Genomic DNA, 14,732 nt, shown 5'->3' with positions numbered 1-14,732 from the left:
CATCACCTTTCCTCTTCCCCTGCAGGCTGTTTAAGCCAGTCCAGCAGCATCTCGTGAAACTGTTCTCTCGTCGTCAGTGCTGCAACAAGCCAATCATCCGAAGCCGCAGTACTCATGCGAAACAGCCAGTTGGATACCGTACTTGCAGCAAAAGCCGCAGACTGTGATTTCCATCCTTCTCCGTTCCATACAAGCAACCGCAGTTCTCCTTCTGATTCCTTGTTCACCAGACAGCGCGCAAGCGCAAGTGACCCCTCGGGATCGCTCGTCTCTTGTACCAACTCATCAGCCACTACCTGTAATTCTTTGTTCTTCAGATCATTCATCACATCATAGAATTTTTTCTTGGAGCACATCAGAGCCGGTTTTTCCGCCGGAGAATGACCACTCCAATTCATCCGTTGAATCAGAAAATCAATCGCTTCACGAACATTCCCCAAATCACTCAGCCGGAACGAATCCGGTTCGTCTGCAACACGGGATACTTCAACGACTCGTTCATCCGTGCAGTGCACATAACTTTCATACGACTTGCCGCTGTGCGTGTAGCGAATCCAGCAAGCCCTGTCGGACAGTCCCGCAATGGCTACCCTGGAGAAAACGGTCGGTGTCATGATCAGCTCATTGCTGTCCTGATCCTGAATCAGATATCCTTTGTCAAGCAGGGATGTTTTTACACGTTCCCACTCCAAAGCAATGTCTTCCGCCATATATCCGCGGAACGGATCTTCCACGCCAAGCAATCGGTCTGAACCGAGAATCCCGGCCAGGAAAAAAAGCTCTTTTATTTGCAAAGTGACTACCTTTTGCTTGGAATCATGAACCGTCAACATTATGAGCCACCTCCCCTCAAACTACAACATGCCATCGGTCACGAATTTCAGAAATCCAATCAGTCATATTCCAGGTGCCATCACATGGAATTGCACCTTTAACCCTGGAATATTTACGTTTTACATAATAACCTTGACCCGGAGGCAGTACCTTCAGCCCATTGGAACTCCCACCGGATTCCGAATAAGGTATACGGAAGAACGAGAGATCATTAGGGTCTAAAGTCCCGAACAACAATCCGCTCTGGGAAGCCTTCACATCGCTCACCCAGTCAGAACCAAAGGTCGGAAAGTCTGCCGGAACTCCTGACAGAATCACATGTATGCCTCGATCCCTGCCTTGACGAACGATCACTCCCAATTGATCCTTCACATTAAAATCATTTAATTGTTTGGATAATGTATCCGCATCGTCGATAACGAGAACGATCTCCGGTCCACCGGTTAACTCGCCTCTTTTTAGAACTTCATCGTACAACTGTTGGATCACAGGTGCAAGCTGTTCTTCACGGGATACATGTCCGCGGACATGGGGCAAACTGCTGATTTCCCCCAGTCCGCCGGAACCATACCGCATATCTACCGTGTATATTTGCACGTCTTCAGGAGACGCATGATAGGCAAGTGATAACATCCAGGTCAGCAAAAATGTCGTTTTGCCACCTTCCATCGGACTCGTAACCATGAAATGTGGCCCTTCACGCAAATTCAGCTGGAAGGGTTCCAGATCATCAGTCAGCAAACCTACGGGTACTGTTAAGGATGATACGTCTCCGACTTGCCCGAAGGTTCCTGTACGGATAAGCACATCTTTGAGCTTAATCTCTTCTGGGAGCGGCGCAATCTGCGGCGCTTCTTCTCCGTTCCAGCTTTCTCTGATCTCTGCAATCATGTGGCGCAGAGCGGAGGAACGCTTGCCTTCATCTGCGCCGGATGACGGCAAAGCCGCCTGGAACATCAATGGAGGAACCTGTCCTTTGACCAGTCCTCTTCCTGGTGGAAGCTGGCTAGGTGCCTTGGACGGCCGACCTACTGCGTAATAATAGTCGCTTGGATCAGATAATTCAAACGAAACCGCATTTGGAATATTGCTTCTGAATTTCTCAAATACATCCGTAACACGGTTGGCCGTGAGAATAAATGTGATTCCTAGACTGCCGCCTTCACGAAGGATCGTTTCCAGAAGTTCATTCTCCTCCGGATACGCATTTCGGAAAGAAAGATAACCATCGATAACAACTAAAATTTGCGGAACGGCTGCATGGGCTGTGCGACGGTAGGCTGATATCGTCTTAACTCCCGCTTCGGAGATCATGTCTTTGCGTTGTGCAGACAGTTTTAGAATATACCGGAATAACCGCTTGATTCGATCTTCCTCTTCAGACATCATTACCGCACCAATCTGAGGCAAACCTGCGAAATCCTTCATCATCCGGCCCATATCAATAATATAGCCATTCCAAGGCTCAGCCCGTTTAGAACGGGCCAGTGACATCAGCAAGGTTTGAACAAACGTCGTTTTTCCCAGACCAGGCATACCGTATACCACCAGATGTCCCTGATCCACCGGAAGTGCGAGCGGCTGCTGTCGTTGATTAGGCAGATCATCCAGCAGGCCAACCACAGGTTTCAGGCCACTGGCACCGCCGTCAAGCAATACCTCACGGTTCTCTTCTTCCTGCCAGTCGTTAAGGCTTTCCCATTCGAGTGTCTCAGGCAAGGGTGGCAGCCAGGGTCCCGGTAATCTAGTGATCCCCGCCTTTGCCGCCACTTCTGCCACATAATCAATAAATACCTGAAGCTGCTTGGGCACATCCTCCCCTTTGAGCACAGCCCTGCGCTCTCCAGTCAAGAGTGGTTCCCGTTTCCCATTCAAACGAACTTCCATAACAGGCAGTACCGTCGTTGTATCTTCCTGCTGATTATACGGCGCACCGCTCCAGGCGAATTGCATTTCCTCAAATACTTCATCACTGCCTACCTGGAAATATCCACGACCCGGCTTGGTGATCCAGGCCGCATTCGGAATTTTGATCATATCCCGACTATCCCCTTCGCTTTGAACGCGAAGACAGATACGGAAACGCGAATTGCTCCAGATTTTATCATCGACCACACCTGCAGGCTTCTGAGTTGCCAATATAAGATGTACACCCAGTGTCCGACCGATGGCCGCTATGCTGATTAATTCATCCATGAACTCCGGCTGATCCCGCTTCAATTGCGCAAACTCGTCAATGATGATAACTAAGTGCGGCAACGGCTGTTCATGTCTGGAACGCAGAATTTTGTAATATTCATCAATGTGCTGAAGATTTCCCGCATCATTTAATATTTTTTGCCTTCTGACCAGTTCGGCCCGCAGTGAAACATTGGCTCGCTCAATCAAATTCCCATCCAGATTGGTGATCGTACCGACGACGTGAGGCAAGCCCACAAATGTATTCGACATGCCTCCACCCTTATAGTCAATCAACATAAAGGCCAGATCATGTGGATGGAACTCGGCAGCCAGAGAAGCCACAATTGACTGGATGACTTCACTTTTGCCTGAACCCGTTGTCCCTGCGATCAGACCATGCGGGCCGTGCCCCTGGCGTTCAATTTTATCATGTAAGTTAATCGCAATTTTCTTGCCCCCAGCTCGCACGCCCATAGGTACGGGAAGTGTGTCCGGGTATCGTGTCTGGCTCCAGCGTGTGACCACATCCAGATCCTCTACTCGTGATGTGCTTAACATGTCGAACAACGGAAGCACCTGAGGTATATCCGAAGCGGATGATCGTTTCAGACGAATCGGTGACATATAACGCGCGAGCGCCTCTGCGGACTCTCTGGAAATCACATCTGGCGTGTATGTTTGCCTGATCACGTCAGCATCCTCGGTTTTTTTGATATAAAGCCCCTTGCCTTTGGAAGCCTCCATAATCAACTGACAATGCATGGGTAGCGATTCCTTACGGTTTGCCAATATGATGGTACATACATCGATCTCCTGAGCTGATTCCAGCAGCAGGGGAAGCAACGGCTCTTCTTCTATTAATTGCGTATGCGAGAGAACCACCACATAACATGGAGTTTGCACCGTTTTCTTGTAGCGATCTTCCTTATTATTGCGCCGTCGGTTCAACACGGAAAACAAGCTGTCCGCCAATTGATGCCCACCGCTGTGCCTGTCGGCCATATAGCGTTGTCCCTGATCTTCATCCCAAATGTGGGGCAACCAGCGCAGCCAATCCCATTCCTTTGATTCCTTTTCTTCATAAAAGGCAGCAATCTTTAATTCATCCGGTGAATGACGGACGGTCAGTTGTGAAATAATTACGCGCAATGAAGCGAGTACTTCCTCACGATTGCCGACCAACCCCATCACTTTCGACTGAAATAAAGGCAGTGTAATCGATGCTTCGGGCACCGTCTCGAACTCAGCTGCCAATTCATGAGCCGCTTCAATTAACTCATCCTTTTCATAACCGTCCACACGAGGAACCTGAAGTTTGATTCGAAACGGAATTTCACCTGTGCCGATTCGCACCTGCAAGAAGTCATCATCTTCTGGGGAACGTTCCCATAACGAACTGTTGCGATTCTTCACCAACTGAAGACATACATTGGGATCCCCATGAATTTCATACAGACTCTTCACTTGCTCCGCTTGAGCTTCCTTCAGCTCTACACGATGTTTCTCCAGTTGTGCACGATACATGGTAGTACGCTCTTCCAACTTTTTGCGATAGGACTTCTTGTTGCTCAGATATACAAAAAACGGAATCGTGTATGAAGTAAGCATCATCATAACCGTCATCATCTGAAACATCATATAATTGGGATTATTCATTTTGCCGCTCATATTGATATATACGTAGAAACCGATGCTGACCATCGTCATCATGATCGGTACAATAATAGAAATCATTGAAAATGTAGGTTTGTTTGGTTCTGCCGGAGGCCTCAGAATTTCCAGCCTTTCTTCCTTGAGAACCGGTGTCATTCTTGGAGAACGCTGATATAACACATTCACGAAGAGAAGACCTCCTTATATTTCATTGCCGTAAACAATATATACGTTTAGATTGTTCATTCGTTGCTGTCCTGCTGAAACAATGAACGTCTTCCATACACCGGCGCTTCTTCAGAAGTGGTGGAAAACGCCCGCTGGACCCGTACACAACTTCCTTGACGCAGCCCTGTTTCCATTAACTGTTGTGAGTTTTGTGGCGAGAACCACAATCCTTCCGGAAATTTGGCTTCAAGGATGTACTGAATGCCCTCTCCCGGTGCCTGACCGAAAATACGGACTCCCAGCAATGTCTTCAGATGTTCAATAGTACATTCATCCGGTACCTCGATGTCGAACCACTCGCCTTCCTCCCGACCGGAATACACGGTAAGAATCAAAATAATCCCTCCCATGGTCTCATATGTAAATTGTCCTAGTGTCAAATTAAATCAAAAAAATGCAGATGAAACGCTATTCCATCCCTATTTTCTTACATAAACACCCTGTTTGCAATGTGCAACCTGTAATTTTGTTACATATGACCCACGTATATATTAAAATATCGTCCATTCGACTCAGAACTTTCGAGGCAGTAGTCACGTTAATTATTGCAAGGATACGAAACTACATGTCTTTCTTCCATATAAATGGAAGCTGTGTATTGATTTTTCGGGACTTTTTAATGCTTCGCCCACAATTGAATTGTGAACACTTTTCAAACATTGCTCACCTTTATGTTTTCATAAGCTGATTTTAAGGTAATTTTAAGCATTGGAATTTAATATAACCAGTAAGAAATAACTCTCGTGAGGTGATTTCTAGTGAGAACACTAATAACTTTTCAAAACAAATCAATCCCTGTATATTTCAATCAAGAAAACAAACAACCTGTGCAAAAGACACTACGATTGCTTAGCAGTGCACTTGAGAACAAGATTAGCAATGGTAAACGCGCTTTACAGAAATGTCTGCAATCATTGATTAGTATTGAGATTGTCGGTGGTGAAGCCATTCTTCACAGCCGTAGCGAAAATGACTCCCTCGCCTTATCCCTTTATTAAGATGAGTCAGTTGTTTCATTCAACTTGGAAACTGCGAATTCATTTATTCGCGAACATAAGGAAAAGGAAGCTTGCCGTTAAGGACAAGCTTCCTTTTTCGTATACCGAATCCTTTTATCTATTTCTAATGCAATCTGCTGACGACATAAGCATTCTCGTGTTCTTCTTCCATCTCGGCCTTTTGGATTCGAATGACAAACAACCGAACCAGGTTATCACGTGTGTTTTCTTCCTCACAAGTATTCAGCTTTCTCAGAATGAAACGGTCAATGGACATGAAGTTCAGGCCCCTTTACCTATTGGATTTACGGATCTGTTCTGCCCGTGTATCCATAAATAACCAGATTACAGGTATGCCAAACAGCTTTTTCACACCATTTTCCAACCTATTTTTCAAACGTGTAAAAACATGCAAAAGACCGCCATATCAAGCTTGAGGCGGACTTTGCGCAATTTTTGTCACTCTTTAACGAACCCTATCGGATTATAAATTATAGTATCTTCTAATCCATGTTTACTGTCGAACTATTGGACTCCCGGATAATCCCGATATTGATGCTGAATGCTGATCCAGCGAGTCCGCGTGAACTTCTCAATAGCCCAATCGCCACCGAAGCGGCCAATACCCGATGATTTCTCACCACCAAACATCACATGAGCCTCATCGTTCACGGATTGATCATTTACATGCACCATGCCCGATTCAATCTGCTGGGCCACTTGATACCCTCTTTCCAGATTTCCGGTGAATACAGAGCCGCTCAATCCATAAGGCGTATCATTCGCCAAACGCACGGCCTCCTGCTCATCCTTCGCTTTCATTAATACCGCGACAGGTCCAAACAATTCCTGTTGCACGATATGCTGCTCCGGTTTCACATCCGCAAGTACGGTGGGCTCCAGCACACTGCCTTTGCTCGTACCACCGAGCAGCAATCTTGCTCCTTCCGCCTGGGCTCCCTTAATCAAGTCCAGCAGGCGCTCCACTTCCTTCTCACGAATGAGCGGACCTACCAGCGTTTGGGCATCCGAAGGATCACCAGCCTGAATTTTTTTCGTTTTGGCGACAAAGGACTTCACAAACTTATCGTAAATATCAGCATGTACAATAATACGATTAAGTGCCATACAGATTTGCCCCTGATGCAGGAATTTACCGAACACCGCAGACTCTGCAGCACGTTCGATTTCCGCATCTTTCAGGACAATCATCGCATTGTTCCCCCCAAGTTCAAGCGCAGTTTCTTTTAATTGCTCACCCGCGAGTTTGCCGATGCCCTGCCCCACCTCTGTGGAGCCTGTAAAGGAAATGACTTTGGGTACCGGATGCGCTACAAAATAATCTCCAATCTCACTCCCGCTCCCAGCTACCACATTCAGTACACCTTCAGGTAATCCAGCCTGCTCAAATAGATCAGCAATAAGCCAACCAGCCGTAATCGGAGTATCAGACGCAGGCTTAATAACGACTCCATTACCCAAAGCAATAGCCGGGGCTACGGAACGCAGACACAGGTGCAAAGGAAAATTCCAAGGGCCGATCACGCCGATAACTCCCTTGGGTTCCCGCACAACACGATTCTCTTTCCCGGATGTATTTGAAGGCAGAATCTCCCCCTTCATCCGATAAGGGAACGAAGCAGCTTCATCCACAATCCGTTTCGCAGAAGCAAACTCCGCCTCGGCCTTGATGCGTGTGCTCCCGGATTCCGTAATCAGCAGTTTTACAATTTCCTCTTTGCGCTCAACCATTAGAGCCGAAACTTTGCGGAGTATACCTTCTTTTACCGCCGGCAGGGATTTCTTCCATTTCACGGAACTCTTTTGAGCCACCTCATATGCCTGATCTATATCTTCCTTGTTCGAGGATCGCCAGGTTGCGATGACCTCTCCCGTGTACGGATTTTTATTTTCAACTATCTTCTCGCCGGAGCCTTCTACCCATTCGCCATTAATAAATTGTTTCGTCCATGTTGTATGTTCCGTCTCCATTAAAGTCATCTGAATAACGCCTCCCAAACAAGATTGAATGTCTCACCTCAAAGCTGTGTAGTAGTTCATTAACCTTGTTAAGGATTGCGCAAACGTGAAGGAGAGATGAATCCTTTCATCTTTTGATTGGGAAAAGTATTGATAGAAAAAAGCTCCTCAATGCTCAACTTACTCAGCCAAATGTTTACTCCTTCAACTCCCGGGCACCGGCTTCTCTCCAAAAAGAGTCAAGTCCTCCCAGCCATAAGCCACCTCTAACAGATCTTGACCACCAATCCGGATATGCTGTGTTTGAACAGGGATTCCGCCCATTTTTTCATAGAAACGACAGGCTGAGTTTTGCTCCAGTGCCCAAATCAACAGGTTCCTCATGTCCAGGGAATGGAGATAACGAACGACGTGTCTCGCCAGCTGCTGACCGATACCCGTTTGTTGCACTTCTTTCAGTAAATAAATAGCATACAGCTCAGCATCGTAAGGCAATTTGCCTTCACGTTCCTTCCCACCACAGGCGAATCCGACAATTTTCCCATCTTCCTGCTCAGCCACCACCAGAATCTGATCCTTTTCGCCAGAACGGATATTCCGTTCCCATTGGGACAACCTTGATTCCGTAGTCAGATTGTCCAAAAAATCATCCGGAACGATCCCTCGATATGTCGTCTTCCAACTCTCTGTATGTACATGGGCTACAGCTTCCGCATCCCCTTCACGCGCTGGTCTGATTTGCATGTTATGACTCCTTTCTCTCGGCCACGCCGTGACTTTACAATCCCAGTTCAGATAAATCCGGCCCTAGGGCCGGATCGTTACTTGTGTGCCCACTGACACTTTGGAAGACAGGTCGAGCACATCCGAATTATACATGCGTATGCATCCATGAGAAACGGATTTGCCAATGGATGAAGGATCATTGGTTCCATGAATCCCATAATGCGGGGCCGACAACCCCATCCAGAGAACGCCAAATGGCCCTCCAGGATTCTCTTGTTTGTTAATAATCGTAAACACGCCATTAGGCGTCTGCGTGAGCATCTTGCCTATTGCGACTGGATAACCCTTAACCACCTGTGAGCCATCCAAAAGATATAACATATGATCCGACAGGTCGACGATGATGCTGTAATCTGGCATGATGGCATCCCTCCTGATCTATCCTATGCAGGATATAGAGGGATGCCCGCCTGGTCTCAGGCCTCTTCCCAGTCTTTTGTACTGCGGACATGTTTCGGTTTGCGAGAGCTGACGGGTTTGCTTGAAGCGGTCCGTCGTTTGGATGCCGCCTGTTCCTTACGCTGCTGAAACTTCAGTTCCTTCTGCATTTTCAAGTAGTTGCCCAGTCTTCTTTCATCCAATGAACCTTCCTGAATAGCCTCTTTTACAGCGCAGCCGGCTTCCCGGGTATGTGTGCAATCCTGAAATCTGCATTCCACAGCGAGTTGCTCAATTTCACCAAAGGCATGTGACAAACCATCCTGACCTTCATCCCAAAGATTGAGTTCACGCATTCCCGGCGTGTCTATCAATACCGCTCCCTGCGGCAGTACAAATATTTCCCGATGAGTGGTCGTATGACGTCCACGGCTGTCGTCCTCACGAACGGCCTGCGTAAGCTGTACACTCTCGCCCATCATCCAGTTGACCAGAGTTGACTTACCACTACCGGATGAACCCGTCAAGGCAACCGTTGTGCCTGGAGACAGAAATTTTTCAAGTAAAGATTTGCCTTGATCCTGAACAGCCGATATGGCCAACACTTCAATTCCAGGAGCAATGCCTTCCACCAGCGAAATTTGTTCTTCCACATTCTCGCTCAGATCACTTTTACTTAGAATGATGACAGGTCTGACTCCACCATTCCAGGCCATCATAATGTATCTTTCGAGCCGTCTCAGATTAAAATCATGATTAAGAGCGGCAACAATCAGCAATGTATCCACATTCGCCGCAATCAATTGCTCTTTGGTCACTGGACCGGCGGCTTGTCTGGATACCCTGCTCTGACGCGGCACAATGCTGTGAATGACGGCTTCTTCTCCAGCTTGCCCTGTAACAGCGACCCAATCCCCAACGGCTGGTACAATGCCAGTCTCCTCATGATCATGTCGCATCCGTCCGGATACCCGTCCCCAGCATTCTCCTTCAGCCGTAATCAGGCGAAGCAATTGCCCGTGATCCGCAATAATTCTTGCCGGTTTTCTTAATTGTTCTTCCATACCCGTCTGCTGCCACAACTCCTGCCACTTTGCAGACCAGCCGTATTTCTCCATCGTGTTATTCAAAATAAAAATTCCTCCCGATAAATGGTGTGTTATCCTTCATTGACATTAACAACAATCAACAATGAACGCTCCGGTCCGGCATCAAAACCAAATAAGCCACGAGCAGCACTTCACCCGCGGCAATAAGAAGTTAGCCGAACGAAAGATTGTTTTTATGGCATTCATATCGGACACATCAATACGACAATCCGACACTCGTTATCCAGAAACAACCCATTTTCGGCATACAAAAAGCCACGGGTACGTCACCCGTGGCTTCATCTGTGCATGTTATTCTGTGTTACGTACATATGGACAATATTGCGAACAATACTGCCCAACTGCCGTAAAATTACATGCATTGATCCGTTCCGGAGACGCTGTTCATATTCAAATTAACGTATACTGCCATTAGATTTGTCATTTAACATCGCCTCCCTTGTAGAATTATCCATCATGTTACACAGCTTCAACCGCTCTTGTCAAGTTTATTTTTTTTACTTACTTTACTTGATCCCAGCGAGTCCACATCTCCTTCGGATTCAGTTCATAGATCCCATCTTCCCGGTACATGAACTGGTGCATGATAAACTCCCGGCGAATGGTGGCAAAATCCTCATGATAGTTTTGAATGAATGCATTGATCTCTTTCTCCGTATATTTCCGTCCAAATTCAAGCTGCTCCACCAAATGACCCAGTACAATCAGCTTTTTCTTATATTGAGCCGGGATCTGACGCAATCGTCCATCCTTCGAGAAGAAATTCCGCATCACGGATGCCTTCAGCGTTTCATTCACATCACTCATATCGGCAACCTCCTCTTGTCTAAAAATAAAATCAACTGAAGCCTGCGCATGCTCCCTGATAAAGTAGGGATTGAGCGAGAAAAACACCGTATTTTTCTCTCTGCGTTCCTTGATTAGCGCCGCTTCTCTTAGTTTGGATGCATGATGTGTAACGGTTGGCTGAGACAAGTTAAGCTTCTCGGCAAGCGCTTGCCCATGAAGTTCTCCCTGAGATAACAGCAGCAGCATCCGAAGCCGGGTTGGATCAGCCAAGGCTTTATGGTAAGCCACAATCTTCTCCAGTTGCATTTCGCTCAACTCACTTTCGTTTAGATGATCATCTAATTTGATATTAGTCTTTTCCCTCTCTTAAGTCAATTCCTTAAGGTCAGGATCATTTCTTTACGTTCTTATCCTTCTTGAACTGGCATTAAACCCATATTTACGGTAGGATTATAGTGCTTGAAATAAGGAGGATTAAGAACATGGAAGATGTCATTATTATCGGCGGAGGCCCATGCGGTCTGTCTGCTGCCATTGAATGCGAACGGCTGGGACTGTCCGCAGTAATTGTTGAGAAGTACAATATCGTCCAATCTATTTATCTGTATCCAACCCATATGCAGTTTTTCAGTACAGCCGAATTACTTGAGATCGGGAATGTTCCGTTCAGTACACCGAACGACAAGCCTTTTCGTTACGAGGCACTCGCCTATTATCGCAAGGTAGCCGAACATTTCGGCCTGCGTGTTCATAACTATGAAGAAGCCCAAGAAATCAAACGCAAAGACGATGGCACGTTCGAGGTACATACGGTCAATCGGCGTGGGCAGGCAATCGTTCATGAAGGACGAAATGTCGTTGTGGCTACTGGTTATTTTGACCACCCTAACTATCTTGGCATTCCCGGAGAAGACAAAGATAAAGTCACTCATTATTTCCGTGAAGCTCATCCTTACACACGCACACGTGTCGCCATTATTGGAGGTAGTAATTCAGCTGTCGATGCTGCGATGGAACTGGTTCGTGTCGGCGCACATATTGACATGGTTTATCGTGGGAGCGGTGTTTCGGAACATATTAAACCATGGGTTCGTCCATTGTTCGAAAGCATGGTTCAAAAAGGAAAAATCTCACTTCACCTTGGCTCACGTGTAAATGAAATTTTGGATGATTCCATTCGGTTGCTCCATTCTGATGGATCCTCAAGTGAACTCGACAATGACTTTGTGCTGGCCTTGACCGGATTCCGTCCTGACCGCAAGCTGCTTTCTTCCGTAGGTGTGGAGATGTCTGAGGATATGGATAAACCGGTATATGACCCGCAGACAATGGAAAGCAGCGTACCAGGCATTTACGTTGGCGGAGTAATCGCATCAGGGCGCAATGCCAACGAAGTGTTTATTGAATCCGGGCGCTGGCATGGAAGATATATTGCTGAACATATCGTAGGTCGGCATCGCGGGCAGACCGAAGGGGAATGAAATCAATGGATATGACTTCACTGCTGTTGCTCGTTTTTGCCGCGTTAGGTATTATCAGCAGTAATACACCCGTAACCGTAGCGATGGTATTTCTGTTGCTGCTGCGGGTGCTGAACCTAAATCAGACTTTTCCGTGGCTGGAAAAGTATGGACTTACGATCGGTATTATCATTCTGACCATTGGCGTTATGGCACCTCTCGCCAGCGGCAAGATTAGTTTGCAGACGATCGGTGAGTCTTTTCTCCACTGGAAATCGCTGCTCGCCATTGGTGTAGGATTACTTGTCGCCCATTTGGGAGGACGAGGAGCTACGCTGATGAGTACACAGCCTACCGTCGTTGCCGGGCTGCTTATTGGTACAGTGCTTGGGGTTGCCTTGTTCAAAGGTGTTCCGGTTGGTCCCCTGATTGCAGCAGGAATTTTATCCTTACTGCTCGGAAAATCATGATCAAAGTTGGGACTTGACATCCTTCTGCGGACTGGCTGTTTTTCCCACCGTTGTATGATATACTTCTATTCATGCAATTCAAGCACCCAAGTCCATAGCAGAGAAATCAATTGGATGTTCCTTCATACAAAAGAAAATGGATATACCTCGCAACTATTAATGGCCGCAGGAGGATTCAGGAACCCATGTCACGTCAGTTTGTTACAGAAGCCGTGATGGTGGCAATTTACGGTCAATTACTCGCGCCGCCGGCGCCTGTTGAATATATTGTTCCTTACACCACCATCCTGGAGTTATATGAATTTCAGACCAGCCCTGACCCTTTGATGGATAATCCGGCAGATGACCAGCATGTGAAATCCAAGATTAACGAAATGATTTCTTATTTTGAAGAACCGTTGAATAAGAAAAAAATAGAGCGCGCCCTGGCGGTTCCCTGGGCCAAAAGTCCGTCCATTTTGTTTGGTGATCAGGTCTCCATTGCCATTGTTAATGCAGTTGATACCGCACAATATGGTGAATATTTTGATCCCATTGAGACCGAACTGCTGCTCACTTCGCAGCGTCTGGATATCCCTATCCTTACCGACCAGGTCGAATTGATCGCTCGTATTATTGAATCGGCATCTCCTGTGCAGGTCTTCGATATTGACGATTTTGATTTTGCGATGGATGATGAAGAACCGCTTGATCAAGTCTAGTTATGTCAGGAGCCCGCTGTTTCACGAGAGTGATCATCGTACTCATGGATATGGGTCTATAAATTCGCAACAAAGAAGACGCCCTCCCGTCAGGAAAGGCGTCTTCTTTGTTGGGTTTATTCAATTCCGGAAGATCTTAGCAGCAAGCGGCTAAGATCATTCAGCCTGGGCAATGATTTGAGATCAAAAAACTTCAGCCCCGCTTCGCTATTTACTCGTGATTCGACGAGAGAATCCTGAACAATTTGTGCCCTGAACATGGCAATGACAAAATATTCTTCATCCCCACTGGCATGCAAATGTCTCAGATTCGGACCGGAATGCAAACCTTCAAGTATCATATGATTGGTGGTCCACCCCGTCTCTTCCCACAGTTCCCTGTGCGCGGTGTCCTCAATGGCTTCTCCCGGGCGCATCTGTCCCGCAGGAATACGCCAATGTCCGTGTTCAGCATGCTGGATCAGCAATAATTCACCTTGTTCATTCTCGGCCCGAACCGCCGCCTTAACAACTATATGAGAGCGATTCGCGATATACTGGGCCAAATCTCGGGCTGGCGGATTCATGTCGTATCTCCTCCTGTTCGAAAATTGTGCGACCGGTGATGAGCCATTCTATATACGCGGAGATATCACGTTAAATCTCAGTGTAGCGATATTCGATATCCTGTCCTTCTTCAACAACATCTACATGAAGTTGATGACCCTTCAGATACCAGTAATCATGATCTTCCATAAAAAATTGGATACCCGATACCTTCGTTTGATCAGCAGGATGTCTCGGTTCCTCCACGGCGATTCCGAGGGAGAAGCCAGGATGAAGACCTCCGCCGGAGCTATAACGGGCGAAGAATCGAATGCTGTCTCCTTCGTTCAAATTCAGTTCTTCCTTATACCAGCGAGCAGCGCGGTCAGATACATGTATGGTACTCATTTGGTGTCAGCTCCTTCTCTATATATATGTTCCATCATATCGCTACAATGGCCTGATTACAAACCTCAACCACCCCAAATACGCAAAAAAAGTTCATTCACTTGTCATAATTCCATCACAATGGCAGCATCTTCTGTTTTGGAAAAACGTTTGACAGATTGTAAAAGTCGGTGTTAAGATGCAAACATACGAGATCCACATGCAATTTATTACCAAAAAAGAAAGGGTGATT

Annotated in this window: 15 protein-coding genes; 4 read left to right on the top strand and 11 right to left on the bottom strand. The window is 46.8% G+C overall.

What is annotated here, in order from left to right:
- Nucleotides 1-2: 2 nt before the first annotated feature.
- The 3 genes from BMY78_RS07615 to BMY78_RS07605 are packed head-to-tail and all read right to left on the bottom strand — an operon-like array spanning nucleotide 3 to nucleotide 5,231.
- Nucleotides 3-833: a hypothetical protein gene (locus tag BMY78_RS07615; protein WP_090896189.1), complete on the bottom strand. Its 831-nt coding sequence runs from the start codon at nucleotides 831-833 to the stop codon at nucleotides 3-5.
- 16 nt (nucleotides 834-849) lie between these two features.
- On the bottom strand, nucleotides 850-4,854 hold the full coding sequence (essC, locus tag BMY78_RS07610; protein WP_090896184.1) for a type VII secretion protein EssC: 4,005 nt from the start codon (nucleotides 4,852-4,854) through the stop codon (nucleotides 850-852).
- A gap of 56 nt (nucleotides 4,855-4,910) precedes the next feature.
- Nucleotides 4,911-5,231, bottom strand: a complete 321-nt coding sequence (locus tag BMY78_RS07605; RefSeq protein ID WP_090896181.1) for a hypothetical protein — start codon at nucleotides 5,229-5,231, stop codon at nucleotides 4,911-4,913.
- 423 nt (nucleotides 5,232-5,654) lie between these two features.
- Here BMY78_RS07605 and BMY78_RS33210 point away from each other — a divergent pair, with 423 nt between their 5' ends.
- Nucleotides 5,655-5,894 carry a hypothetical protein gene (locus BMY78_RS33210; protein WP_063566326.1) on the top strand — a complete coding sequence of 80 codons (240 nt, stop codon included), beginning with the start codon at nucleotides 5,655-5,657 and terminating at the stop codon, nucleotides 5,892-5,894.
- 124 nt (nucleotides 5,895-6,018) lie between these two features.
- Here the strand turns inward: BMY78_RS33210 and BMY78_RS32765 are convergent, their stop codons facing one another.
- The 6 genes from BMY78_RS32765 to BMY78_RS07575 form a co-directional block, all read right to left on the bottom strand.
- Nucleotides 6,019-6,171, bottom strand: a complete 153-nt coding sequence (locus tag BMY78_RS32765) for a hypothetical protein (RefSeq protein ID WP_177185675.1) — start codon at nucleotides 6,169-6,171, stop codon at nucleotides 6,019-6,021.
- Nucleotides 6,172-6,419: 248 nt separating this feature from the next.
- A complete protein-coding gene (locus tag BMY78_RS07595; protein WP_090896177.1) occupies nucleotides 6,420-7,895 on the bottom strand; it encodes an aldehyde dehydrogenase family protein in 1,476 nt (491 codons plus the stop codon).
- 183 nt (nucleotides 7,896-8,078) lie between these two features.
- On the bottom strand, nucleotides 8,079-8,618 hold the full coding sequence (locus tag BMY78_RS07590; RefSeq protein ID WP_090896174.1) for a GNAT family N-acetyltransferase: 540 nt from the start codon (nucleotides 8,616-8,618) through the stop codon (nucleotides 8,079-8,081).
- A 63-nt stretch (nucleotides 8,619-8,681) separates the two neighbouring features.
- Nucleotides 8,682-9,020 carry a L,D-transpeptidase gene (locus tag BMY78_RS07585; protein ID WP_079346840.1) on the bottom strand — a complete coding sequence of 113 codons (339 nt, stop codon included), beginning with the start codon at nucleotides 9,018-9,020 and terminating at the stop codon, nucleotides 8,682-8,684.
- A gap of 56 nt (nucleotides 9,021-9,076) precedes the next feature.
- The gene (rsgA, locus tag BMY78_RS07580; protein ID WP_090902155.1) at nucleotides 9,077-10,156 is read right to left on the bottom strand and encodes a ribosome small subunit-dependent GTPase A; all 1,080 of its coding nucleotides are present in this window, start codon (nucleotides 10,154-10,156) and stop codon (nucleotides 9,077-9,079) included.
- A gap of 492 nt (nucleotides 10,157-10,648) precedes the next feature.
- A complete protein-coding gene (locus BMY78_RS07575) occupies nucleotides 10,649-11,242 on the bottom strand; it encodes a DUF2087 domain-containing protein (RefSeq protein ID WP_090896171.1) in 594 nt (197 codons plus the stop codon).
- 176 nt (nucleotides 11,243-11,418) lie between these two features.
- Between BMY78_RS07575 and BMY78_RS07570 the strand changes: the two genes are divergently transcribed.
- The 3 genes from BMY78_RS07570 to BMY78_RS07560 all read left to right on the top strand — a co-directional run bounded on the left by BMY78_RS07570 (nucleotide 11,419) and on the right by BMY78_RS07560 (nucleotide 13,567).
- Nucleotides 11,419-12,417 (top strand): YpdA family putative bacillithiol disulfide reductase, encoded by a 999-nt coding sequence (locus BMY78_RS07570; RefSeq protein ID WP_090896170.1) that lies wholly within the window; start codon nucleotides 11,419-11,421, stop codon nucleotides 12,415-12,417.
- Nucleotides 12,418-12,422: 5 nt separating this feature from the next.
- Complete coding sequence (locus BMY78_RS07565; protein WP_090896169.1) at nucleotides 12,423-12,866, top strand: DUF441 domain-containing protein; 444 nt, start codon at nucleotides 12,423-12,425, stop codon at nucleotides 12,864-12,866.
- A gap of 185 nt (nucleotides 12,867-13,051) precedes the next feature.
- A complete protein-coding gene (locus tag BMY78_RS07560; protein ID WP_090896168.1) occupies nucleotides 13,052-13,567 on the top strand; it encodes an ADP-heptose synthase in 516 nt (171 codons plus the stop codon).
- Nucleotides 13,568-13,683: 116 nt separating this feature from the next.
- Here BMY78_RS07560 and BMY78_RS07555 read toward each other — a convergent pair whose 3' ends face one another.
- Complete coding sequence (locus BMY78_RS07555) at nucleotides 13,684-14,133, bottom strand: NUDIX domain-containing protein (RefSeq protein ID WP_090896167.1); 450 nt, start codon at nucleotides 14,131-14,133, stop codon at nucleotides 13,684-13,686.
- A gap of 70 nt (nucleotides 14,134-14,203) precedes the next feature.
- Nucleotides 14,204-14,500 (bottom strand): HesB/YadR/YfhF family protein, encoded by a 297-nt coding sequence (locus BMY78_RS07550; RefSeq protein WP_024630313.1) that lies wholly within the window; start codon nucleotides 14,498-14,500, stop codon nucleotides 14,204-14,206.
- Between the last annotated feature and the right edge of the window lie 232 nt (nucleotides 14,501-14,732).

Source organism: Paenibacillus sp. OK076 (assembly GCF_900110055.1).
Lineage (GTDB): Bacteria > Bacillota > Bacilli > Paenibacillales > Paenibacillaceae > Paenibacillus.
The sequence above is the reverse complement of the archived record's forward strand: the minus strand, read 5'-3'. Positions and strand labels throughout refer to the sequence as shown.